This is a genomic window from Amycolatopsis sp. NPDC051371 (assembly GCF_040682155.1).
GTDB lineage: Bacteria > Actinomycetota > Actinomycetes > Mycobacteriales > Pseudonocardiaceae > Amycolatopsis.
In genome coordinates this window covers 343573-368287 of record NZ_JBFBAG010000002.1, presented here as the reverse complement: position 1 = coordinate 368287, position 24715 = coordinate 343573, and the positions used below count along the sequence as shown (strand labels likewise).

At 72.4% G+C, this 24715-nt stretch carries 12 protein-coding genes; 2 read left to right on the top strand and 10 right to left on the bottom strand.

What is annotated here, in order from left to right; all coding sequences use genetic code 11:
* Positions 1-194: 194 nt before the first annotated feature.
* Positions 195-6554, bottom strand: a complete 6360-nt coding sequence (locus AB0M59_RS03920; RefSeq protein ID WP_364608103.1) for a type I polyketide synthase — start codon at positions 6552-6554, stop codon at positions 195-197.
* A 118-nt stretch (positions 6555-6672) separates the two neighbouring features.
* On the opposite strand from AB0M59_RS03920, the gene AB0M59_RS03915 reads away from it, so the two are divergent.
* Together AB0M59_RS03915 and AB0M59_RS03910 are read left to right on the top strand one after the other, a co-directional pair.
* A complete protein-coding gene (locus AB0M59_RS03915) occupies positions 6673-10806 on the top strand; it encodes a hypothetical protein (protein WP_364608098.1) in 4134 nt (1377 codons plus the stop codon).
* 14 nt (positions 10807-10820) lie between these two features.
* The gene (locus AB0M59_RS03910; protein ID WP_364608092.1) at positions 10821-11498 is read left to right on the top strand and encodes a hypothetical protein; all 678 of its coding nucleotides are present in this window, start codon (positions 10821-10823) and stop codon (positions 11496-11498) included.
* Positions 11499-11659: 161 nt separating this feature from the next.
* Here AB0M59_RS03910 and AB0M59_RS03905 read toward each other — a convergent pair whose 3' ends face one another.
* Genes AB0M59_RS03905 through AB0M59_RS03865 form a run of 9 tightly spaced genes read right to left on the bottom strand, consistent with a single transcriptional unit; the run spans position 11660 to position 24547 of the window.
* The gene (locus tag AB0M59_RS03905) at positions 11660-11956 is read right to left on the bottom strand and encodes a hypothetical protein (protein WP_364608089.1); all 297 of its coding nucleotides are present in this window, start codon (positions 11954-11956) and stop codon (positions 11660-11662) included.
* Positions 11949-14024, bottom strand: a complete 2076-nt coding sequence (locus AB0M59_RS03900) for an ATP-binding protein (protein ID WP_364608086.1) — start codon at positions 14022-14024, stop codon at positions 11949-11951. Before AB0M59_RS03900 ends, AB0M59_RS03905 begins: the two co-directional genes overlap by 8 nt.
* Before the next feature lies 1 nt (position 14025).
* Entirely contained in the window at positions 14026-15690 is a 1665-nt protein-coding gene (locus tag AB0M59_RS03895; protein ID WP_364608083.1) for a hypothetical protein, read from the bottom strand.
* The gene (locus AB0M59_RS03890; protein ID WP_364608080.1) at positions 15687-16193 is read right to left on the bottom strand and encodes a hypothetical protein; all 507 of its coding nucleotides are present in this window, start codon (positions 16191-16193) and stop codon (positions 15687-15689) included. Before AB0M59_RS03890 ends, AB0M59_RS03895 begins: the two co-directional genes overlap by 4 nt.
* Positions 16194-16195: 2 nt before the next feature.
* The gene (locus AB0M59_RS03885; protein WP_364608077.1) at positions 16196-17323 is read right to left on the bottom strand and encodes a hypothetical protein; all 1128 of its coding nucleotides are present in this window, start codon (positions 17321-17323) and stop codon (positions 16196-16198) included.
* The gene (locus AB0M59_RS03880) at positions 17320-19314 is read right to left on the bottom strand and encodes a hypothetical protein (RefSeq protein WP_364608074.1); all 1995 of its coding nucleotides are present in this window, start codon (positions 19312-19314) and stop codon (positions 17320-17322) included. The genes AB0M59_RS03885 and AB0M59_RS03880 overlap by 4 nt, the downstream gene beginning before the upstream one ends.
* Positions 19311-20519, bottom strand: coding sequence for a hypothetical protein (locus tag AB0M59_RS03875; RefSeq protein WP_364608071.1), 1209 nt, complete (start codon positions 20517-20519; stop codon positions 19311-19313). The genes AB0M59_RS03880 and AB0M59_RS03875 overlap by 4 nt, the downstream gene beginning before the upstream one ends.
* A gap of 15 nt (positions 20520-20534) precedes the next feature.
* Positions 20535-22448: a phage tail protein gene (locus AB0M59_RS03870; protein ID WP_364608068.1), complete on the bottom strand. Its 1914-nt coding sequence runs from the start codon at positions 22446-22448 to the stop codon at positions 20535-20537.
* Positions 22445-24547, bottom strand: a complete 2103-nt coding sequence (locus tag AB0M59_RS03865; protein WP_364608065.1) for a putative baseplate assembly protein — start codon at positions 24545-24547, stop codon at positions 22445-22447. Before AB0M59_RS03865 ends, AB0M59_RS03870 begins: the two co-directional genes overlap by 4 nt.
* Positions 24548-24715: the final 168 nt, after the last annotated feature.

The following is a 24715-nucleotide window of genomic DNA, read 5'->3' as shown; positions in this document are numbered from 1 at the left end:
GGCGCTGGTGTCGGGCGTTGCGAGTTGCTTGGCGTTCGGGCGCCGGAGCCAGGGCGCTCGCCGAGCCCGAGCCTGGCTCCGTAGCCCGGACCAAAGGTCTTGAATGAGTCATTCAGGACCTCCGAAGACCTGAATGACTCATTCAAGACGTTCGCACTCGCCGCGCGCCGTCAACGAACCCCGGGCGCGCGGCGCTAGACCGCCTCGCCGGATCGCTCCGAGAGATATCCGGCCAGCTCCGCGACGGTCGGCCGGTCGAAGACGACCGTCGCCGGCAGGTCGATCCCCGACAGCCCGGCGAGGCGGGTGCGCAGCTCGATCACCGTGAGGGAGTCGAAGCCCAGTTCGAGGAACGACCGGTCGTCGGCGATGACCGCCGCGTCCGGGTGGCCCAGCACTGCCGCCACCTCCGCGCGCACCAGCTCCTGCAGCTCGGGCTCGGCCGGGTTCTCCGGCCAGCTGGGACGCGGTGCAGCGGCGCGCGAACCGCCCGTGGGCGGGGCCATCGCCGCCGACGGGTCGAACCGGACCGGTACCAGGACCGGCTCGGCCGATCCGAGCGCCGCGTCGAACAGCGCCAGGCCCTGCTCCGCGGTGAGCCCGTCGATGCCGGACGCGTGGATGCGCCGCCGGGCCGCCTCCGAGATCCGGTCGCCGAGGCCGGTGCCCAGCTCCCACAGCCCCCACGCCAGCGACAGCGCGGGAAGCCCCGCGGCCCGGCGGCGGCACGCCAGCGCGTCCAGGACCCGGTTGGCGGCCGCGTAGTTGGCCTGGCCCGCCTTGCCGAACACCCCGGCGATCGACGAGAACAGGACGAACGCGGTCAGCGGCCGGTGCCGGGTCACCTCGTCGAGCACCAGCGCCGCGTCCACCTTCGGCCGGAACACGGTGTCCAGGCGCTCCGGCGTCTGCGTGGCCAGGACGCCGTCGTCCACGACCGCCGCGCTGTGCACGACAGCGGTCAGCGGCGGGTCGCAGCTCTCGACCAGCGCCGCCACGGTGGCCCGGTCCGCGACGTCGGCGGCGACGATCCGCACGTCCGCACCCGAAGCACCCAGCTCCGCCCGCAGCTCCCGCGCGCCGGGAGCCGACGGCCCGCTCCGGCTCACCAGCAGCAGGTGCCGGACGTCGTGCGCGGTGACCAGGTGCCGGGCCAGCGCTTGGCCGAGCGCGCCCGTGCCGCCGGTGATCAGCACCGTCCCTTCCGGACCGAACGGCCGGCCTTCCGACGGCGCCGTCCGCGCGATCCGGAGCACGTGCGGCGTTCCTTCGCGGACGGCGATCTGGGGCTCCGCACTGCCTCCGGCGACGCCGGCCACCCGCTCCACCGGGAAGCCGGGCTCCAGGTCGACCATGCTGATCCGGCCGGGGTACTCCGCCGCCGCGGCGCACCCGAGGCCCCAGACCGCGGCGGCGGCGAGGTCCGGGACCGGTCCGGTGGCGTTCCTGGTCACGAGCAGCAGCCGGTCGCCGCGCTCCTGCCAGTCGTGGAGGACGGCGAGCGCCCGGCCCGTCGCCGCCCGGACGTCACCGGGGCCGATTTCCACCACCCGCACCGGTTCCCGTGACGCGACCGGTGTCATCGGAATCCATTGTGGACGGTAGAGCATCGTGTCCCGGGCCGCCATCGGCCGCGTCGTCAAGGATTCGACGCGGGCCACCGGCTGCCCACCGTCGTCGAACAGCTCGACGCGGACGGCGCCGGAGCCGAGGCGGACGCCGTGCACCCGCGCCCGCCGCGCTCCGGGCGCGTAGACCTCGACGCCGCTCCAGAGGAACGGCACCCTCGGCTCGGCGGCCGGTCCCTCGGCGAGCGCCGTCGCGTGCACGGCCGCGTCAAGCAGGACGGGGTGCAGCTCGAACCGCCCGCCGACGTCCGGGGCGAACTCCACCTCGGCGAAGAACTCCTCCTCGCGCGTCCACAACCTTTGTACGGCTTGGAAAGCGGGTCCGTAGGCGTGCGCACGGTAGCCCTCGGCGACATCGGCTTCCACCGCGTCCGGCGGCGGCCAAGCCCCGGCCCAGCCGTCCGGCAGCGACCCGCGCGGGCGCAGCCGTCCGCCCGCGTGCTTCCGCCAGTGCTCGTCCGCCGGGCGCCGGGCGTAGACGTCGATGCGCGGGCCGTCCACGACGACCTGGACGTGCACGTCCTCGCCCGCGTCGAGCCGCAGCGGCACTTCGATCGTCAGCTCCTCGACGGCCGCACCGCCGGCGTGCAGGGCCAGGTCGACGAACGCCGTGCCGGGGGCCAGGACCGCTCCCCCGACGACGTGGCCGGCGAGCCACCGCTGGCGGCGGAGGCCGAGCGAGCCGCCGTGCACGATCCGCGGCGAGTCGGGCGCGACCAAGGCTGGGCCGAGGACCGCGTGGTCGCCGCCGGCCGGCTCCGGCGACGGCGGGTCGAGCCAGTACCGGGTGCGCTTGAACGGGTACGTGGGCAACGGCGTGATCTGCGCGCCGCTGCCGGCGAACACCGCGCGCCAGTCGACGGGGACTCCCGCGGTGTGCACCGCGCCGGCCGCGGCCAGCACTCCGCTGCCCGTCATCGTCGCCGGCAGTGCGTCGGCCGCGATGCGGCTGAGCACGGGCGCCGGGCCGATCTCCAGACCGATGACCGGGCCCGGTGCGGCGATCGTGGCCAGGGCGTCGGCGAACCGCACGGCCGAGCGGGCGTGCCGCCGCCAGTGGCCGGGCTCGATCTCGTCGACGAGCTGTCCGGTCAGGCACGACACCAGCGGCAACGACGGCCGGTGGTGCTTCAGTTCGGTGGCGACGTCGTGGAACTCGTCGAGCATCGGGTCCAGCAGCGGCGAGTGGAACGCGTGGCTGACACGCAGGCGCGTGCCGCCGCCGAAGCGCGCGGTGAGGGCCGTCGTCGCGGCGTCCTCACCGGAGAGGACGAGCGAGCGCGGGCCGTTGACCGCGGCGATCGCGACGCCGTCGCTCAGCAGCGGAGTCACTTCCGCTTCGGCGGCTTCCACCGCGATCATCACCCCGCCGCCGGGCAGCGAGGCCATGAGCCGGCCGCGGGCGGCCACGAGCGTCGCCGCGTCCCGCAGGGACAGCACTCCGGCGACGTGCGCGGCGGCGATCTCGCCGATCGAGTGCCCCGCCAGGACGTCCGGCCGCAGTCCCCAGGACTCGAAGAGCCGGTACTGGGCGACTTCGAAGGCGAACAGCGCGGCTTGGGCGTGGTCGGTGCGGTCCAGCATCTCGCCGCCGGCGAACGCGATGTCGCGCACCGGGCCGCCGACCGCGTCGCACGCTTCGTCGAAGGCGTCGGCGAACACCGGGAACAGCTCGGCGAGCTCCCGGCCCATGCCGGCGCGTTGCGCGCCCTGCCCGCTGAACAGCAGGGCCAGCCGGGTTCCGCCGCGCACGGTCCGGCCGGGCACCCGGCCCTCGGCGACGGCCCGCAGGGCTGCCGGGTTCCCGGCGGGCACCAGCACGCGGTGCGCGAGCGGCGTCCGGCGGGCCAGGGTGTAAGCGACGTCGACGGTGTCGGGGACCTCGGTGAGGCCCGTCGCGACCTGCCGCAGCCCTTCGTCGTCCGCCGCGCTGAGCAGCCACGGCGCGGACGGAAACGCTTGCCGCGCCGGGACTTCCTCCGCGGGCGCCTCTTCGACGATCGCGTGCGCGTTGGTGCCGCCGATCCCGAAGGCGGACACGCCGGCCCGGCGGACCCGGTCCGCGCGCGGCCAGGGCTGCGCCGTGTCCAGCAGCGCGACCCCACCGCTCGCCCAATCGACGTGCGGACTCGGCTCGTCCGCGTACAGCGACGGCGGCAGCTGTTCGTGCCGCAGCGCCGCCACCACCTTGATCACGCCGGCGACCCCGGCGGCCGCCTGGGTGTGGCCGAGGTTCGACTTCACCGAACCGAGCCACAGCGGGTCGCCGCCCCGGCCGCGCCCGTAGGCCGCGATCACCGCCTCCGCCTCGATCGGGTCGCCCAGGGAGGTACCCGTGCCGTGGCCCTCGACGGCGTCGACGTCGGCCGCGGTCAGCCCGCCGTCCGCGAGCGCGGAAGCGATCAGGGCCTGCTGCGCGCGCCCGTTCGGGGCGGTCAGCCCATTCGACGCGCCGTCGGCGTTCACCGCGGTGCCGCGCAGGAGCGCCAGGACCGGGTGCCCGTGCCGCCGCGCGTCGGACAGCCGTTCCAGCAGGATGACGCCCGCGCCCTCGGACCAGGCCGTGCCGTCCGCTCCGGCGGCGTAGGACCGGCACCGCCCGTCCGGGGACAGGCCGCGCTGGCGGCTGAAGGCCAGGAAGGTCCGCGGGGTCGCCATCACCGTCGCGCCGCCCGCGACCGCGAGCGAACATTCGCCCGCGCGCAGCGCTTTCGCCGCGAGGTGCACGGCGACCAGCGACGACGAACAGGCCGTGTCGACGGTCAACGCGGGGCCGGTCAGCCCGAAGGTGTAGGAGATCCGACCCGAAGCCACCGCGTGCGAAGAGCCGATGCCCAGCCACGCCTCGAGTTCGTGCGCGGTGGTGAACCGGCTCGCGTAATCCTCGTTCATCACCCCGACGAACACGCCGGTGTCGCTGCCGCGCAGCGTCGCGACGTCGATGCCGGCCCGCTCGAACGCCTCCCACGACGTCTCGAGCAGCAGCCGCTGTTGCGGGTCGGTCGCGAGCGCCTCGCGAGGCGAGATGCCGAACACGCCCGCGTCGAAGTCCCCCGCGCCGTCGAGGAACCCGCCGCGGCGCGTCACCGACCGGCCGAGCGCGTCGGGGTCCGGGTCGTACAGGTCGTCGGTGTCCCAGCCGCGGTCGGCCGGGAACTCGCTCGTCGCGTCGACCCGGTCCGCGACGAGCCGCCAGAGGTCTTCCGGCGAGCGCACGCCGCCGGGGTACCGGCAGGCCATCGCCACGATGGCGATCGGCTCGGCGGCGGGCACCGGCTGTGCCCGCGCAGGCGTGTTCGCATCGCCGGACGCGAGCCGGGCCAGCTCGGCGATCACTTCGCCGGGCGTCGGGAAGTCGTAGATCAGCGAGTGCGGGACGGGCACGCCGGTCAGCGCGGTGAGCCGGTGCCGGAACTGCACCCCGGCCAGCGACGAAAGCCCGAGGTCGGTGAAGGGCCGGTCCCGCCAGCCGTCGCCGCCGTCGTGGCCGCACAACGCGACCAGCTCGGCCCGGACGACCGCGGCCAAGTCCAGGGGTTTCGGCGCGCTCGACAAGACGTTGCGACGCGGCTTGCCCGACGGCGTCCGCGGGATCTCGTCGACTTCGATGTAGGCGACCGGCACCTTGTAGAGCGAGAGCCGGCTCAGGCACAGCCGCCGCAGCTCCTCCGCGTCGAAGCCGTCCGGCCCGGGGACCACGAACGCGACCGGCACCGCGCCGACGACGTCGTCGGGGCGCCCGGCCACCAAGACGTCCCGGACCGACCCCTCGAGCACGGCCTCGATCTCGGTCGGGTGGACGTTCTGCCCGCCGCAGACGATCACGTCGTCGACCCGGCCGTCGAGCAGGAGCCGGCCGTCTTCGAGGCGGCCCGCGTCGCCGGTGGGGTACCAGCCGTCGCGCAACGGCGGCTCGGCCTGCCCGTGGTAGCCGAGCATCAGCCCCGGCCCGCGGACGAGCACCTCGCCGTCGTCGATCCGGATCTCGACGCCGGGCACCGGTGTCAGCCCGGCCTCGCCCGGGGTTTCCACGGCGATCTTGCCGCCGGTCTCGGTGCTCCCGTAGCCGTTGAGCACGTCGGTACCGAACAGGTCCCGCGCCGCGGTTCGGGTCGCCGGGGTGCACGGCGCTCCCGACGTCAGGCACAGCCTCGGTGCGCCGAGCGGGCCGTCGTGCTCCTGGCGGAGGCGCAGGTAGGTGGCCGGAACGCCGGCCAGCACGCAGCCGGGGTGGGCGGCGAGGAGGTCCGGGGAGAGGCCGTCGGCGAACCGGGTGTGGGAGCCGACCGCGATGGTCGTGACGAAGGCCAGCGACAAGGCGTACGCGTGGTGCGTCGGCAGCGGCCACAGGACGGTGTCATCCGCGGTGAGCCCGAACATCGGGACGTAGCACGCGGCGGTCGACCAGAGCATCGCGCGCTGGGAAAGCAGGACGCCCTTCGGTCGGCCCGTGGTGCCGGAGGTGTAGAGCAGCCAGGCCGGTTCGTCGAGGTCGAGGTCGTCTCTCGGCTGTGCTCCCGGTTGTTCCGGCGGGTCCTCCACGAAGAGAACCCGCAGGCCCCGGCTCTCGGCGAGCCGATGCGCCATGTCCGCGTGCCGCGCCTCGGTGACGAGCAGGGTCGCCCCGGAGTCGTCGGCGATGTGGGCGAGTTCGGCCTCGGTCGCCCGGGTACTGACCGGAACCCCGACGGCCGAGGCGCGCAGAACGGCCAGGAGGCACTCGGCGAACTCGACGCGGCTGCCGACGTGGACGAGCACCCGGTCACCCCGCTCGACGTCGAGTGCGGTGGCGTATCGCGCGCTGTGTTCGGCGAGCTGTCCGTAGGTGACGGTGCGCGTGTCGTCCGTGTAGGCCGGGCGATCGGCGGGGTGAGCGGACAACGCGGCGGCGAGCGGCCGAAGGAGATCAGCCCGGATTTCTTCCACCGCTCCGGGTATACCGCAGGTTCCGCCTTCCCTGCCACGGGGGACGTTTCCGCGACGTCCTGGTGACGGCCGGCTGCGACGCTGTCCAGGGTTCCCGTAGCGGGAGGAGAGCCGTCCCATGCCGCCGCCACCGAGGGCTCGCGCGAAGCTCCCCGCGCTGACGGTGGACCCGGCCACGACCACGGCGCCGGCGGCCGTGAAGGAGCGCCCGCCGCAGCGGAAACCGGACCCGCTGCCGCCGTCGAACGCCGCGGCGCTGGCGACGTTGCGGGCGGGCGACAAGAAGCCGCTCGCCGACCCGTCGCGCAAGGAGTCGCAGGACAAGGTCGGCAACGGCGCGGTGGCGGCGGGCCTCGCCCGGAGTCCGGGCACGGACCCGAAGTTCGCGGTGCTCAAGAAGGACGTCGCGCAGAAGAAGCGCACGGTTGCGAAGTCCCATCCCCCGGCGAACAAGGAAGCGACGTCGGCGCAGGCCGCCTCGGTGCCGCCCAAGGACGACGAGGTGGCGCAGGGCAAGACGGCCAACGCCGAGAAGATGAACGAGGCCAAGCCGAAAGAGTTCGACAAGGAAGCGTTCATCAAGGCCGTCGAGAAGGCCATCGCCGAGAAGGCACCGAAGAACCTCGAGGAGGCCGACGACTTCGCCGGCTCCGGGAAACCGGCCGAGGTCAAGGCCGAAGTGCAGGGCAAGGTCGGCGAGGGCAAGACGGACTCGGCCGAGCAGATCGCCGACACCACCGCGGCGCCTCCGGACACGTCGGCGGCCGAGGTCAAGCAGGTCGTACCCATGGCGGCCGACCGCCCGCCGGGCACGCCGGGCACGCCCGATCCGGCGAAGGCGACGCCGGACAAGCTGCCGCCGTCGGCCACCGACCTGTCCGCGGGCCCGGCGAGTGTCGACAAGGAGATGGCCGACAACCAGGTCACCGAAAAGCAAATGGCGACGGACCCGGCGTTCAGCCCGGCCCTGAAGGACAAGAAGACCGCGGAGAAGCATTCCGAGGCGACGCCGCCGGAGCTCCGCAAGAACGAGTCCCAGCAGCTGCGCCAGACCACCGCGCAGGCCAAGCACTTCGGCGCCGCCGCGATGGGCGCGATCACCAACCGGCGGGTGGGCACCGGCCGGCAGGTCGACGGCGGCAAGAAGAACACCAAGACCACCGACGAGGAAAAGCGGACTCGGGTAACGGCCATTCTGCAAAAGGTCTTCGACACCATGAAGACCGACGTCGAAGGCATTCTCACGGGCCTCGACAAACTCGTCGACGACCAGTTCACGAAAGGCGAGAAGGAAGCCCGCGACGCGTTCACCGCCGAACACCGGCAGAAGATGGACGAGTACAAGGACAAGCGTTACAGCGGCGGGTGGGGCCTGGTCAAGTGGGGCCACGACAAGCTGTTCGGCCTGCCGGAGGAAGCGAACCAGATCTTCGTCGAGGCCCGGGACCACTACGTCAAGCGGATGCGCGGGGTCATCTCGGCCGTGGCGGACACGATCGGCCGTGAGCTGACCAGAGCGAAGCAGCGCATCGCGACGGGCCGTTCGGAGCTGCAGAAAGCGGTCGACAGCCTCCCGAAGGACCTCAAGGCGCTCGGCAAGGAGGCGGCCGCCGGCTTCGCCGACAAGTTCGACGAGCTGACCCAGTCCGTCGACGACAAGAGCACCGAGCTGGTCGACACGCTGGCCACGAAGTACACCGACGCCGTCAAGTCGGTCGACGCCGAGATCGCGGTGGAGAAGGAGAAGAACAAGGGGCTGGTCGACAAGGCGCTGGACGCGGTCAAGGGCGTCATCAAGACGATCCTCGAGCTGAAGGACATGCTGCTGGGGGTGCTCGCCAAGGCCGCGCAGGCCGTGATGGCCATCATCAAGGACCCGATCGGCTTCTTGGGCAACCTGGTGTCGGCGGTCGGCGGCGGGCTCAAGCAGTTCAAGAACAACGCCGTGACGCACCTGCAGCAGGGTGTGTTGTCCTGGCTCCTGGGCACCGCGGCGACGGCGGGCATCGAGCTGCCGAAGAGCTTCGACGTCGTGAGCATCCTGCTGCTGATCGCGAGCTTGATCGGCCTGTCGTGGGCCAACCTCCGGGCCCGGCTCGCGAAGAAGCTCCCCAAGGAGGCCATGACGGCCATCGAGGCGGGCGAACACGCGCTCCCGATCATCCTCGAAGTGCGAAAACGCGGCATCCGGGCGCTGTGGGACGACCTGAAGACGCGCGTCGGCGACCTGAAGAAGAACTTGATCGACAATTTGGTGTCGTTCCTGCTGCCGACGATCATCATCGCGGGGATCACGTGGATCATTTCACTGTTCAACCCCGCGTCGGCGTTCATTCGCGCCTGCAAGATGATCATCGACATCATCAAGTTCATCGTGACGAACGGGCGGCAGATCCTCGAGTTCGTCAACACCGTGCTGGACGCGGTGATCGCGATCGCCAAGGGCGGGGCCGGCGGGGTGGCCGGTCTCGTCGAGAAGGCCCTCGCGCGGTCGATTCCGGTGTTGATCGGGGCTTTGGCTGCACTTCTTGGGGTCGGGGGGATCGCGGGGAAGGTCAAGGAGGTCTTCCAGAAGCTCGCGAAGCCGGTGAACAAGGCCATTGACTGGGTGATCGACAAGATCGTCGGGTTGGCCAAGAAGGTCTGGGCCAAGATCAAGGCGTTGGCGAAGAAGCTGAAGGACAAGTTCAGCAAAAAGAAGCCCGGGGACAAGCCGCGCAAGCCCTTCAAGGACAGGCTCAAGGAGAAGCTGTTCGGCGGCGACGACAGCCCTGAGGGTCAGCAGAAGCGCCTGAAGAAGGGCTTGGCCGCAGCCAGGTCCGCGGCCAAGCGCGTGAAGCGCACCGGCGGAGTCATGGAGAAGATACTGCGCGGCGTGTTCACGGTCATCCGCGTGCGCTACCGCATGACGTCGCTGGAGCCGGTGCTCAAGGACGGCCACTGGAAGGCCGTCGGTACGGTGAACCCCACCGGCGAAATCGACCTCGGCATCGACGCGCCGGCAGCCGGACCGCTCACCGAGGAGGACGAGAAGAGCAAGGAAGCGGTCAAGGTTCACCTGCCGGGCCGAGCCGCCAGCTACATCACCAAGGTTCTCGACTCCTGGTGGGCGTCGCAGCTAGACAAGGCGAAGCTGTGGCCTGGTCCCCAGGTGCTCGGTGCCGCCCGGACGAAGGGCACAGGGGAGGCGGCGACCGAAGGTTTCCTGGACAAGGTGTTCCGGGGCTACTTCAAGGGGCGCAAAACCAAGCCCGACAAGCCGAACGTGTGGGACACGGAGGTCGAGAAGGGCACCGCGTTCCGGCACGACCTGGTCGGGGCGATCGGCAAGCAGGCCGAGTCGGACCTGCGCCCGGCCGCCGTGGCTTTCTCGAAGACCAGCGACAAGAACGCGGAGTACGCGGAACTGGCCTTCTACACCTCGCAGGGGAAGTTCGGCGAGTTCGAACCGCTCCCGATGTCGAAGGAGAAGGCGGATCCCGACCTGCTGAAGGCCGTCCAGACGGCCGGTGGGGTCGTCGCGTTCCTGAAGCTGCTCGCTCGCGGAGGCAGCTCCGAGGGAGTCGACTACACTAAGTTCATCGAGATCTGGAACGCGGAGGGCGCGTCGAAGCAATGGATCAAGACGCAATTCCGCAACGCCGACAAGGGCAAGCACGAATGGATCCCGACGAGCTACCTGGGCGATGTCCTGACCGCCGCGGCCGACCAGCGTACCAAGTCGGTCCTCCCGAAGAAGTGCGACATCGCCGAGGATTGGGTCACCCTCCAGCACGAACTCCGGTCGTACACGGCGTTCGTGTTCTGGAAGATCGAAGTGGCGAAGGGTTCCACCGAGGTCGGCGACAGAGCCGTCGAGGCACACGTCGGCGGCTGGGAGAGGGACGGGAACCCCATCTTCAACGGGCGGGACGACTTCTGGCACAAGAGCCTGAAGACCCTCTTCGACAACTTCGTCTCGTCGACGCCTGAAGGAACGCCGGCTCAGTTCCTGACCGAGGTCATGCTGAGCAATCTCGACGCAGGCAAGCTCATGTGGAACGGCAAACTGGGGCACATCGACCCCTCGTTGCACGGGCTTCGGATCAACGCCGAGTACAAGATGGTTAAGGTTGACGCCACCGGCCTGAAGCTCGAGACGAAGCGGTTGAACAACGTCACCATCGACAGCCTGGGCGAGATGCAGAGGACCAACTTCGGCCACGTGCGTATGGACTTCCTGCAAGCGAGAGCAAAGCTGAAGGTCAAGTAGCGAAATGGAGGAACATGAGCCAGACGTTCGACCCCGCCGTGGCAAAGGCGCTGGAGTCCGCGATCGGGCACGGACCGCCACTCGAGGACGCCGAGTGGCGGAAGCTCAAGGAGCTGACCATCCACCACGCGCGTGACCTGACCGGTATCGAAAGATGCGCGGAGCTCACGATGCTCTTCGTGCTCGGCTGCGACGCCGTCGACATCAAGACGATCTCGCGACTCACGTCCCTGAAGAGCCTGGTGGTGACCGACAGTGGCCTGACGTCGCTGGACGGTATGGGCGACCTGTCCTTGATGCAATTCGACATCTCCCAAAACTTGGTCACCGACTTGACTCCGCTGCTCAGCCTGCGGAACGTGCAGAACCTCGACACCATCGGTAACCCGCTGACCGTCGAGTCGTACGACGAGGTCTTGCCCGAGTTGCGCGGCCGGGGAATGTACATCACATCCTCGGACCGGAGCGAGTGGGAACTGACCCTCCGCATGCAGGAGGCCGGCCTGCCGTTCATCTGTTACCGCGCGGACAATATTCTACGACTTGCCAGCCCCGGCTTCCGGCTCACCAAGCTTCCCGACTATGGCCACTCCGCGGTGACCGAGGACGAGCTACGGAAGGCCCTGGACGAGGATCCCCAGCGCGTCTACCGGCTTTTCGATCGCAAGGACCAGGTCTGGTCACTCGAGTAGGTCACCGGAGACCGTCCAGTGACCGGTCACGACGAGCTGACCATTGACTGCGGGCGCCCAGCCTCTGGCGGCCCTCGAAGATGTGGTTCGACGCCGACGCGCCTGAGCCGCAACGAGTCAATGGCATCGGACCATAGGCACGAAGGTAGAATCGTGACGGCTCAGCAGCCGTGGCAGGCTTCCTTGTGCGGCACAACCATCGGCACCACCCGCATCGCCGCCCCGGCGATCGCCGCGTTCCCCACCCGGTCCTGTCCCGCCGCCAACGTGGAAGCCAAATGCGAAGGCACCGTCTTCGAACTGCCATCCATAGCCGTCTTCGCAGCCTGGGCATTACCGATCACCGCCGGCACCAGCACCAGCTTCTTCTTACCCCGGTCACCAGCCGCAGCGACGCTGAGCTCATGAGCCGTGACCGGTACAGCGGGCTTCGTCTGCGGGGGCATCAGCTCAGGCATGCGAACTCCCGTTCTCCGTCAGAAGCCCAGCATACCGGCCCAGCTCGGCCGGGCGGAACAACCGCGCCTCGCGCTGGAACTGCCGCGAAACACCCCGCACCACGTGACGCATGCCGATCGAAGAAGAGACACTGTCGGCCGCCGACAGCGCTGCCGTGCGGGCCGCCGAGGCTATACCCGCTCCCGTCATGTCCAGGCGGCACAGCACGTCCACGTCGACGTCCGGCGACAAAGGTGCCTCAGGGGGAAACGCCAGCTCCCACAAGCGACGACGCTCGGCAAGACCAGGCCGCGGGAAGTGGACCACGAAGTGGAACCGCCGGGTGAACGCCGGGTCGATGTTCTCCTTCAGGTTGCTCGTCAGGATGATCAACCCGTCGCTCGCTTCGAGGCGCTGCAACAAATAGCCGACCTCCAGGTTGGCGTACCGGTCGGTCCCGTGCTTGACCTCGCCGCGCTTGCCGAACAGGGCGTCCGCCTCGTCGAACAGCAGCACCGCGTGGCTGTCCTCCGCCTGCCGGAACACCTCCTCCATGTTCTTCTCCGTCTCCCCCACCCACTTCGACACCACCTGCGCCAGATCCACCTTCAGCAGCTCCAGGCCCAGCATCCCGGTGACGACCTCCGCCGACATCGTCTTGCCCGTGCCCGGCTCGCCGGTGAACAACGCCTTGACCCCGCCGGTCGTCGTCTTGCGGGCGAAACCCCAGGACTCCGCGATGCGGGGCCACGCGCGGAACGCCGACGCGATCTCGGCGATCTGGCTCATCTGGGCGTCCGGCAGGACCAGGTCCGCCGGACCCCGGCGCGGGATGATCGACTGCACGACCCCGCTGGTGCGGCCCCGGGTCACCGTGGCGATCGCCGGCTCGACGTGCTCGGTGATCGGGTGGCCGTTGCCCGACAGGCGCGCGTCGGCGTCGGCGACCGCGGCCACCGCGCGGAGTTCGCCGCCGCTCATGCGGTAGCGCGCGGCCAGGTCCGCCAGCACGGCCGGATCCAGCACCGGGAACGCGGACGACCACATCTCCCGGCGCTCCGGGAAGTTCGGCGCCGGGATCGTCAGCTCCGCGTACGTGCGAGCGGCCAGCAGCGCGGGCGGGCGCCACGGGTTCGCGCCCGTCAAGCACAGCGGCACGCCCGACCGCACCCACGCTTCGTCGAAGTCGCCGCCGCCGTCGGTCCGCAGCCACAGGATCGCGTCCAGGGCGGCCGCGGTCCGCAGGTCCCGCGCCACCTCCCCGGTCGCGCGCCGCAGGGGCTTCCCGGCCGCGGCCGCCAGCGCCTGTGCCGCGTCGACCTGGCTGTCGGGCGGACACCCCCACAGGCCGACCACGTCGACGTCGCCCGCGGCCAGCGCGCGGCCGAGGGCGCTCAGCCGCTGCGACCGCAGGTACGGGGACGCCACCTGCCGCTCCGGGCGGGGCACCTCGCCGGGGTCGTGGCCGAGGATCCCGACGTCGCCGCCCCAGCCCATCAGGTACTCGAACACGCCGCCGCCGAGGGCCAGTTCCCGGGCCGGCTCGCTCGGCGCCTCGCCGTACGCCCGCAGCAGGCCGTAACGGCGCAACCGGCCCGCGGCACCGAGCGCCCGGCGGACCGCCAGCCGGTCCGCCGGCGCCTCCGCGACCACGGTGACCAGCAGCTCCACGCACGGCGCCCGCCGATTGAGGTTGTCCACCACGTACGCGTAGACGCGCTCGTAGCCCGGGTCCAGCTCCGGCGCGGCCACCAGCAGCAGCGCGTCCTGCTCGACCCGGGTCAGGCCGTAGCGGGTCGAGAGGGCATCCAGCGGGAGCGTCACCCCGCGGGCCGCGGCCAGGCGCCGCAGGTGCTGCTCGGACTCCGGGTCCGGGCGCGGCGCCGACGCCGGCTCGGTCATCGCCTCGGTGAACGCGTCCACGCGGTCCAGCAACGCGTCGACCTGCTCGTCCGTCACGCAGAACGGGGTCAGGTCGGGGCGCGTCAGCAACGCCGCGGCCTCCGACTGACGCGCGACGGCTGTCCGCAGCGCCTGGTGCAGCTCCGCCAGGCGCACCCGGAGGTGCTCGACCGCCAGTCCGCTCATCTCAGCCACCGGAGAAGGTCAGGGTCCGGCCACCCAGCCAGACCACGTTCGGCACGTCGGCGAGGGCGCCGCCCCGCCCCAGGTCCGCGTGCCGGCGGCCCAGGGGGATCTTGACGCGCACCGCGTCGCGGGTGAACCGCACCGTGGCCTCCAGGTCGGCGAACCTCGTCAGGGCCAGGACCGGCGTCTCCCCGCCCCACAGCTGCCAGGCGATCATGCCCAGCGCCAGCGACGCCGCGAGCGCGACGCTGTGGTCCAGGGCGCGGTCCCCGGCCAGGGGCACCGCCCGGCGGCCGGCGAACAAGGTCCGGACCAGCTCGTCCAGGCGCTCGGCGGGAAGTTCGGCCGCCAGCCGGGGTTCCACTCCGCCGGTCGTCCACAGGGGAGTCCGCGACCGCAGCCGGGAGAGAGGATCGTCACGCAGCGGGCGCGCGTCCGTGAGGAACCGGACGCCCGCGGCCGCCAGGTCCCGAAGGCACGCCGGCGGCAGCGGACCGTCCCGGACCAGGACGGGTGGCCGGCCGCACGCTTCCCAGTGCGGCAGCAGACCCTCCACTGTGGACGTCCAGGCCATCGGGAAGAGGCCGGGGGCGTCGACCAGCAGCAGGCCGTCGTCGACCCCCGCGATCAGCAGCGGACCGGCTGGATCGTGGCCGCGGCTCAGGGACAGCGCCAGCACGCCGTCCAGCACCGGCAGCGCGGGACCGACCTGCCGGGCGAAGGCGGTCAAATCCGGCACGGAATCCAGGCCCGCGAACGTAGCGGCGGTGACGTCGTCCTCCGGCGCCCGCCGCCAGCCCCGCTGCGGCGCGCCGAGAACCTTGTACGCCAAGGCTGCGGCGAACAGCGGAGCGTCGCCGAGCAAGTCCACTCCGGACAGTGCCGGGCCGATCGCGTCCAGGTAGCCGGTCCGCGCCAGGGGGCCCGCCAGAAGGAACGGCAGCACCGAGGCGACCCTCGTCTCCCCCGCCGCCCTCGGGACGACGCCACCGGACGTTCTCTCGCCGACGGGTGCGGTTGCCTGTTCGCCGGCTTCCCGGGGTGACGAACCCAGCAGCTCGAGGAGTTCCGCACGGGTCGTGGGCGGCTTCGGGAGCGCCAGCCGGCGGGTCAGTTCCGCCACCAGCTCGGCGATCGGTCCCGGAGTGCCCCGACCAGCCGACTCCCCGGCGAACTCGGTCAGCAGCGCGGACAGGTACCGCCGCACCGTCTCCTCCGGGAGCAGGGCGAGCAACGCGGCCAGCTCGTGGCGCTCGGCCAGTTCCTCGAACAGCGCGGCCGGCGTGTCCGCGACGAAGGCCGGCAGCTCGGCGACAGTGTCCGTTGTGGACGGTTCGGCCGACATCGGAACCAGCACCGGCGCCGGGATCGAGCCGGGCGACGGGTCCCCACTCGCCGCCCGTTCGAGGACGAGACTCGCCGGCACCAGCCCACCTCCCCCGCGCGCGGCCGGCCGGACGGACAGGCGCACCGGCTCGGTGATCTCCAGGTCCGGGCCGTCGCCGGTGAGGTACTCGCCGAACTCCGCGGTCAGCAGGTCGGGCAGTGCGTCGAGCACCCGCTGGACGAGCCCCCGAGGGTCGGGCCCCCAGCTCCACCCACCGCGTCGGACCACGCGCACCGCGCAGTGGTGCACGGTGATCTCGCCGGCGGTGGGGGTGCTCACTGCTTCTCGACCTCTTCCAGCCGGCCGGCCCAGCCCGCCACCAGCAGCAGCACGGCGTGCGTGCCCGCGCTCACCGTGACCGGCATCGACACGTGGTCGGTGTCCTTCGTGATGGTCCCGGTGAGCGGCAGCGTCCCCGGCCCCTCGGAGACCAGCGCGAACACGGCGGTGTCCTGGGCCGGGTTCCCCGGCAGCTTGACGAGCAGCCCGGCGCCGTCGAACGTGGGCGCGTCGAGCACCGGCAGTCGGGTCAGCGCGGGCTTGGGCGGCTGGTCCGGTACCGGCGTGACCCCGTACGCCTGCGGGTCGGTGAACACCTCCGGCTGGTCGTCCGCCTCGTGCACGGCCAGTTCCCGGCCCGGCAACGACAACGTGGCGTCGCCCACGCGAACCGGCAGCGCGGCACCGACCAGCGCGTCCACCGCCGGCACCGGGATGTCGATCGCCTTGACCGCACCCACCACGACTCCGGTGCTCGACTCGTACACCGCGAAAACGCTCATCCTCAGCCACCCCCACTCGTCGCCGCGACCGTCGCCAGGACCAGGAAGTCGACCGCGCCCGGCTGTTCGGTGACCGCCGGCCCCGCGCCCGGGTCGTAGGACCGCAACCGGCACCGGACCCGCCGCTCACCGTCCACAGTGGCCTCCGCCGGCACCGTGAGTCCCGACTCGGACGGCGGAATCCGCGGGGTCACGTACACGTGCAGCGACACCCGGCCGTCGGCGACCTCCTCCGGCGTCACCCCGGCGGGCAGCGGGAGCACCATGCCGTCCGTCGCGCTGCCGGAAGTCGCCAGCACGCTGCCCGCGGAGATCCGGCCCGAGAAGCTGCCGGCGATGGTCAGGTTCCCGTTGGACTCCACCGTCATCAGCGGTTCGACGTCGCCGGTTCCCTTGTACAGCCCGTAGACCAGCGTCGGAGCGTCCGATCCGGACAGCACCAGCGCCGGCTTGCCCTCGCCGGCCGAGGGCTGGGTCCGCAGGGACAGCGAGCCGGACCGGGCCGACACGGTGTCCGCGCGCACCCCGGCGAACTTCAGGCCGACGTCCCGGGCCTTCGGGACCGCCGCCGTGAAGTGACCGGCGGTCCACTGGACGAAGCCCAGCAGCACCAGCCACGGGACCGGCGGGGCGGCCGGTACCGCGCTCACCGGGGGCGGCTGCTGGTCGGCCACCAGCCGCTCGTCGCCCAGTCGCCGGAAGAGGATCTGGAAGGACTCTTCGACGCGGGACGGCCCGGCGGAGCCGGCGCACGACGCGGGACCGGTCGCCGGCTGGGCCCGGTCCGCGGCCGTCAGGAACACCGGGTACGGCTCAGGTGTCGGTCCGTCGGCGCCGTTGACGGCCTCGAAGTCCGCCTCCGACAGCACGACCGGCGCCGGCACCACGATCTCCCGGCCGGTCCCGTCGACCGCGAGCCCGGGCTGCACGCTCACCTCGACGAAGCGGGCGCCCGTCACCGGGTCGGCCCGGTTTTCGGTCGTCAGGGCGAGCCCGTCGGCGATGCCCCACTCGTGCGAGAGGCGGGCGTGCCGGACGGCCGTCGCGCGGGCGTGGGCGACGGTCGCCGCCAGGTCCGCGGCGGCGAGCACCTGCCCTTCGTGGAATTCCGGGCGCAGCGGACCGGTCACGACGACTCACCCGACCGCGGCTTGCGGGTGGCCCCGCCGCTCCGGCTCGACGACGACCGGGGACGCCGCGCCGGGGCCTTCGGTTCCGGTTCCGGTTCGGCTTCCGGTTCCGCGGCGGGCGCGCTCTCCAGTTCCGACAGCCGGTCGGACAGCCGCTCCGGCAGTTCCTCCCGGACTTGCGAAACCTGCTCCCGCGCGGTTTCCAGCTGTCCCCGCAACGCCTCCACGGTCGCGATCAGGTCGCTCACCTGACCCCGCAGCGCGTTCATCTCCTGCAGGCTGTCGGTCACCTCGGCCGGCACCGTGTACACCTGCTCGCGCACGGGCTTGGGCACGGTTTCCCCCGGCGCCGGGGTCACCAGGAGGTCCCACATGTGCTCCAGCGGGCCCCTCTGCCGCCACTGTTCGAGCAACCCGGACACGTACGGACGCGGGATCGGGCCCGACTCCGGCACGCCCGGCGGCCGGTACCCGGGCGTCGGCTGACAGCACACCTGCTCGGCGAGGTGCCGCAGCTGGTAGAGCTTCGGCAGCCACTCGCCGTACGCCGAGCCACCCGGCAGCACCTGCTCCCGCGTCGCCGAGCACACGCGTACGACGTCGCAGCCGTCCAGCTCCAGGTGCGCGAGCAGCACGTCGTCGTCGGCGCAGTCCACGCACGGCGGGTTCAGCGTCGAGCAGGCCGCATCGGTGACGAACCGCCGCACGCACGTGGTCAGCTTCCCGGCCGCGTCCGCGAGCAGCCCCAGGTCGGCGACCGTCAGGCGGTGCGCGGGGTCCGGCTCGGGGATGGGCAGCGGCTGCGGGAGGGCGACCTTGCGCACGTCGTCGTGCAGCAGGCAGTCCGCGACGCCGGACACCCGGTCCAGCCGGCCGAGCAGCCACTCGCGGATCCGCACGAGATCGGCCCGGAACTCCGCCTCCAGCACGTTGTCCAGCGGGGTGCCCTGGGCCAGCAGGCGGACCTCGATGGCCCCGTCGGCAGCGGCGGTCGCCACCCGGTTCTTCGCCTCCGCCACGACGGCCAGCGCGACCGCCCGGTGCGCCGGGTCCGGCCACACCCGCTCGGGATCCGTCCCGGCCAACCGGTCGCACGCCGCGCCGAGCACCTGCCGGGCGGTGTCGAGTTCGCCCAGGTCGTGCTTGGCACGCAGGTCGTTCTGCCCCGCGGCGTCGTAGGTGTCGTACCGGGCGATGGCACTGGCCAGGGCACGCACGTACTCGGTCTGCTGCCGGGCCGCGGGCGGCTGCGGGACCCCTTCGCCGCTGTCCCGCAGCAGCCGGAGGTTGTCGGCGTACCGGACGGCGTCGGCGTCTGCGAACTCGATCGTCCGGGTCGAGTGCGAGCCCGCGACCGACATCGGGTCCAGGTAGTGCCCCAGCCGCCGGCTCAGCAGCCGGATCCGCTCGTAGGCGTCCTTGTCCCCGATCTGCGCCAGGAGCTTGGTGGCCGGGTTGTAGCGGTGGTCGTCGGCGGTGTCGCACTTGACGACGAACCGGAAGCCCTCCTGGACCCGCGAGGGCACGCAGCCCGGCGCCGGGCACGGCTCCTCGGTCGCGAACGGCGCCACCGGGTCGGCCATGCTCTCCTCGTACCGCACGAAGAGCCCGTAGTGGCGCTGGTCGTCGTCGCAGGGGTCACCGCACGCGACGCCCGGCGAGGACACCCGCAGCTCCCGCACGAGCGCCTGCACGTCGACCTTTTCCGTGCAGGACAGGACGATGTCGTTGCCGCAGCAGTCGAGGGCGTGCCCCGGGTGGACGGACAGCGTCCCGCCGGCGCACGAGTCGCACGTGACCTCCAGCCCGCACACCACACCCGGGCCGGACACCATCCGGTTGTGCAGCCGGTCCTTCCCGGCCACGTAGTCGGTCAGCAGGCCGAGGTCGTCCTCGGTGAGCAGCTGGCCCGCGAAGAACCGCGGCCGGACGAACGCGGCCGGGAAGGCCGGGGCCCCACCGCACCCGCACCCGCAGTCAGGCTTGCTCATGAACGCTCCTCGGTGACGAAGAACCAGCTTTCGAAGACGTCTCCGCCCGCGCCGGTACCGGACGTCCACGGCCCGATGCCCGACGGCGGCACGAGGCAGCCGGTCGGCTCGGGCTCCGGCTTCGGGTCGTGGCCGTGGCCCGTCTCCGTCTCGGCGTCCGCTTGGGCCTGGCCGAGGAAGGGGACCCGGCCGCCGACGTTGGTGCCGTCGACGGGACGGCAGCAGTGGTCGAGGATGAACGCCGCACGGACGGTGATCAGCACGCGGTCGCCGTCCTGCAGCGTTTCGCGGGTCGTCTGGCGATAGCGGAAGTGGTCGGTGAACTCGCCGTCCTTGTCGGTGGGCTCCTCGAACTTGCCGCCCATGTACCAGGTGTCGGCGTTGCGGCCGGCGCCGCCTTCGATCACCTGGATCTCCACGACGCCGCGGCGGAGGCTGTCGACGCGGACGCCGTCGGAGAACTCGACGACCAGGCCGCCCGCGTTCTTCTGCGTGCCGAGCAGTTCCTTGGCCTCGTTCACCGTGTAGGTGTGGCCGTGGCGCCAGTTGACGCCGGTGATCACGGTCGGCACGCGCCGGCCGAAGAAGCGGCGGACGTCCAGGTGGATCTGGTCGCGGACCGGTTCGCCGAAGTCGACGTCGTCGATCCTGGCCAGCCACAAGACCTTGTGCTCGCACGGGGTGCAGCAGGTCTCGCAGCGGTCGTCCTTCGGCGGTGTCTTCGTCGTGACCCGGACGCAGTAGGTCTCCTCGGTGTAGCCGTGGTCGCAGTCCGAGGTGTCCGCGCACGCGGAGTTGAACACGGTCCGGGTCGGTTCGACCGCGCGCTCGGTGTACTCGACGCCGACCCACACCGTCCCGCCGGTGCGTTCGTCCTCGTGCAGTGCTTCCCACAGGTCGATCGAGCAGCTGCCCGGCACGACCACCTCGTTGCCGTCGCAGTCGACGCCGAGCCCGCTGGTGATGTGCACCTTGGCCTGGTGTTCGTGCCTTTCTTTGTCGGAAGCTGCCTTGTCGTCCGCCGGCGGAGCGGGTTCCACGAGGAGCCCGCAGACCACGCCGTAGCCGAGCAGGCAGCGCATCCGCAGCTTGAGCTTCTCGCGGAAGTACTCCTGCTCGCGCTGGAAGTCGCGGGCGGTCAGCAGCTGGCCGTGGAAGTACCGCAGCCGGCGGAAGGGCTGTTCCTGTGTCGTTGCCTCGGTCATCTCTCTTCTGTCCTCTCAAGACACTCGCGTGTGGACCCCGACCGCGGACACCACGCCGACGATCACGCCTCGACGTGCGCCGCGGGGCCCGGGTCTCAGTACTCCGTCGTCGTTCAAGCGCGCGACCCCCACCACCGGCGGCGGCAGCGGGACGAACGCGGTGTCCACCCCGACCGCCGACCGCGTGCCGACCACGAACCCCGTCCCGCCGGCGCGCACCGATCCCCTCGTGTGCGCGGGCGCCTGCCGGGCCACCAGGCGCCGCACCGCGTCCTCGTCCGCGGCACCGGAGGGCAGCAGGACCCGGAACCGGTGGGCGTGCTCGGTGAGGGGATCGGTGTCCGGGTCGCCGAACGCCCGCAGCGGCGTCGCGCCCAGCGTCGAGGTGCCGAGCCGCAGCCGCGACGACGAGCGGCCGAACAGCCGCACCGAGCCGAGGCCGCGAGCGGTCGCCGGGGTCGCGGTCGCGCGCACCTGCGCCCAGTGGCGGTCGCCGGCCAGCTCGTCGATCACCGGTGTGACACCGAAGACGATGCCGATCGCCTCCTTCAGGGCACCCGGCGTGCCGCGCCGCCGGTACAGGCAGGGCGCCGCGGCGATCAGCTTCCGGCGCGTCTCCGCGTCCCAGCCGGCCTCGAACGACAGGCCGAGCAGCCCGGCCAGCCACGGCAGCGCGGCGTCCGGCACGCCGGCCGGGTCGAGCAGCGCGGGGTAGCGCTCGACGACGCGGTCGATTTCGGCGATGCTCGCGTCGAACAACGCCAGGAACCGCTCGGTGAAGTCGTCCGCCGCCGGGTCCTGCCGGAACGCGGCGGGCAGCAGGTCCGCGCTGGTGGAGCGCGGGAAGTCGAGCCGGATCCGGTGCAGGACCGGGGTCGCGGCGGAGTCGCCGGACAGGCGGGCGCGCAGGGTGAGGTGGCGGCCGGGCGGCTGGTCGACGAGGAAGTCGGTGACGCCGGCGGGCGCGGTCTGCCAGTCGCTCTCGGCGAACTCGTCGTCCTCGGACACCACGACCGACACGGACACCGCCGTGCCGGCCGGCACGTCCGCCTCGACCCGCACCCGGTGCCAGCGGCAGCGCGAGATGCCGCTGTCGATCAGGCGGGTGGTGAATTCTCCCTGCGTCACGAACCGGCCGGTGCCCGGCGCCGGTGTCTCACGCGGCTGTCCCGTCCAGCCGTAGCAGGAAGTGACGTCGCCGTCCGGGCCCTTCTCCCGGAGGCAGAAGCCGTCCTCGTCCGCGGCGACGAGACCGCTCGGCGGCAGCGCGGCCGCCAGTTCGTCCAAAGTGGATTCTTTGGGCCCCCGGTAGACGCGGAAGCGGCCGCGGTCCTCGGTGAGCAGCCAGATCGTGCGGCCGCCGGTGCGGATCCCGACGATCTCGCCGTCGACGTGGGTCCGGACGACCTCGCACAGGGTCCCGTCGGGGCCGTACCGCCAGAGCCGGTCGCTGCCGGCGCGGGCCACGAGCACCTGCTCGTCCCGCGCGAGCGCGACGACACTGGCGTGGCGATGGCGGATCACCGCGGTGAGGTGGTCGCCTTCGTTGCGCCAGACGAAGATCCGGCCGGAGTCGACCACGGCGATCCGGTGCCCACGCGCGGCCACGGCGGTCGGTCCGTGCAGCAGGCGGGGGTCGCAGTGGCGGGCCCAGACGGGCAGCCAGCCGCCGGCGCACGTGTCCCGGCGCAGCAACCGCTTCCCGGCGAGCAGGTACCAGCCGCACGGCCGGCAGCCCGGCGCGAGACGCGGGTCGGGGAACCACGGCAGCAGCTGAGCGCGCGTCGGGCCCTCCGGGGACGCGCCGTCGTAGGCCAGCCGCACGCCGGCTTCCTCGGTGAACCCGACGACATCGCTCACCGTCGTTTCGTCCCACCCGACGACGTCGTCGAGGAGCCGGAAGGTGACGGCGGCAGGCGCGCAGGTCATGACTCCTCCACCGGGATCAGCAGCGGGCGTTCCGGCCAGACGAGGTCGTCCGGCGGAATCGCGTGGTCGGTGCAGGGCGGCAGCCGCAGCCCGTCGGCGGTGAGCGAGAGCCCGGACACGGCGAGGACGCCGTCCACGGCGAGGAGGCGGCGCACGAGCGGGGTGTGCCGCACCGCGCCGCCGAAGGGCCAGCCGCCGCCGGTCTCGCCACCGCGCACCGGGTCCAGGTAGGTGGTCACCGCGTCCGCCGCTCGCGCGAGGACCGCGGCCCGGTCTTGGTCGGCGTCGAGCACGACCCGGGCCTCGACGACGATCCGCCGGTACGCGACCGGGCCGGTGACGACGGTGACGCCGGCGGGGGCCACCTCGCGGGTCAGGAAATCCGCCACCGCGCGCAGGGTGGCGGCCGTGGGCACGGGCGGCTCGGTGCCGCCGTCCTCGATCGGCGGCACCACGAGGACGCCGACGACGCCCGGGATGGGTGCGCCCGCGAAGTCCGGGTGCAGGCCCGGCACACCGTTCGCGCGGGCGACCGAGGCACCCGGCGCGCGCAGGGCCAGCAGGCCGTAGTCGGCGGGCGCGACGGCGCGGCCGCGGGACCGCAGCTCTCCCACCCCGCGCCGCACCACGTCCGCGTCCGGCTCGGCGTCGCTGCCGCCGGTGGCGGGGAACGGGTTGCGCACGCCGGTCACGAACGGCCGCGCGGTGACGACGCCGGTGACCGCGCCGGCCGCCACCGCGCCCGCTTCGCCGCCGCCGACCCGGTACCGCACGGCACGGACGTTGCGGAAGCCCGGCGGCACGGGCGCGCCGTTGACGCCGTCGCCGAAGGTGACCACGCCGGTGTCGTAGTCGACGACGAACACGCGGTCGTCCGGGCCGTACGCGGCGAGGCTCGGGACCTCCTGCCACCGCGACGCGTTCTCTGTGACAACCGGGGCTCCGCCCCGGGCCGGGGGCTCCGCCACCCGGACCCCCCGAAAGGCGGCCGTGGTGGTGCCGAAGAGGTCGGCACCCGGGTCGTCGTCGACCTCGATCACGACGCTGCCGGCGAGGATCGGGACCTGGCTCAGCCGCAGCCGCCGCCGCTCGGCCGGTGCCGCGGGGTCCTGGATCGGTTCCAGGGGCTCGTCGAAGATGGTGTGGGCGGCGGTGGCGGCGACCGTGTTCAGCCGCAGGCCCGAGACGAGCGGCGGCGCGACGGTGAAGAGACCGTGCGCAACCTGCAGCCGCAACCAGCGCAGCGCCGGGCCCGGGCGTGCGGCCGGCGGTCGGCCGGGTGCCCAGGTGCGGGGCAGGCGCAGCTCGATCGTGCCGCTGGCCCGCAGTCCTTGAGTCTCGTCGCGGACGACTTCGGCGGGGACGAACCGGCCGCCGTCCAGGACGTCCCAGCGCAGCAACGGCCGGGGCTCCAGCGGCAGCGGGGTGAGGCCGCCGGCGGCCGCGGGCGTGGGCGGTGCGGCCGCGATCACGAAGCCCAGCGACAGCGAGGGGAACGGGCTCGCGGTGCCGTCGAGACCCAGCCACAGCGCGTTGCCCGGCCGGGGTTCGGCGCCGAACGGCGGGAACGGGCGGCCGGGCCCGTTCGGCCCCAGCGGGACCGGCTCGAGCGCGCCGCCCCGCTGGACCGCGATCACGCCCAGGGTGGCCGGGGTGGCGTAGAGGTCCTGGTCGGTCTCGTAGACGATGTCGCCGCCGGCGCCGGACGCGGCGGCCTGGAAGCCGGCGGGGACGAGCACCGACGCGCCGTCCGGCGGGGCCACGGTGAACTCCAGCAGCGCGGCGGCCGCGGTGGCCGGGCGGCGGCGCACGCCCGCGGTGTTCAGGTGCTCGGCGAGGATCTTCTCGGGCAGCCGGTTGACCCGGGCGAGCACGGGCTCGGCCTGGGTGCCGAAGAGCCGGACGAGCGCGACGCCGGCGTCCTGCCGGTCGGGGTTGGTCCAGTCGGGGGTGTAGCCGGGAACGCGGTCGCGCACGGCGGCGCGGACGGCTTCACGCGTCGCGTCGACGAGCTCGGGCTGCACCCCGGACGGCCCCGGGCCGGGGACGAGGTGGCCTTCTTCGGTGGATTCGCGCGCCCACCAGACGTCGTCGGTCACAGCAATCCCTCCCCCGGCACAGATGCGGCGAACGCGGCGGCTGAGCGGTCTGCCGTGGCTGGTCGTGAGTGAGAAACAGGGTTAGACACCCGGCTTGCCGACGGCGTCGATCACCGCGCCCGCCTCGTCGCGGATCTGCACGGAGTAGCCCGGCACCGCGACGCCGGT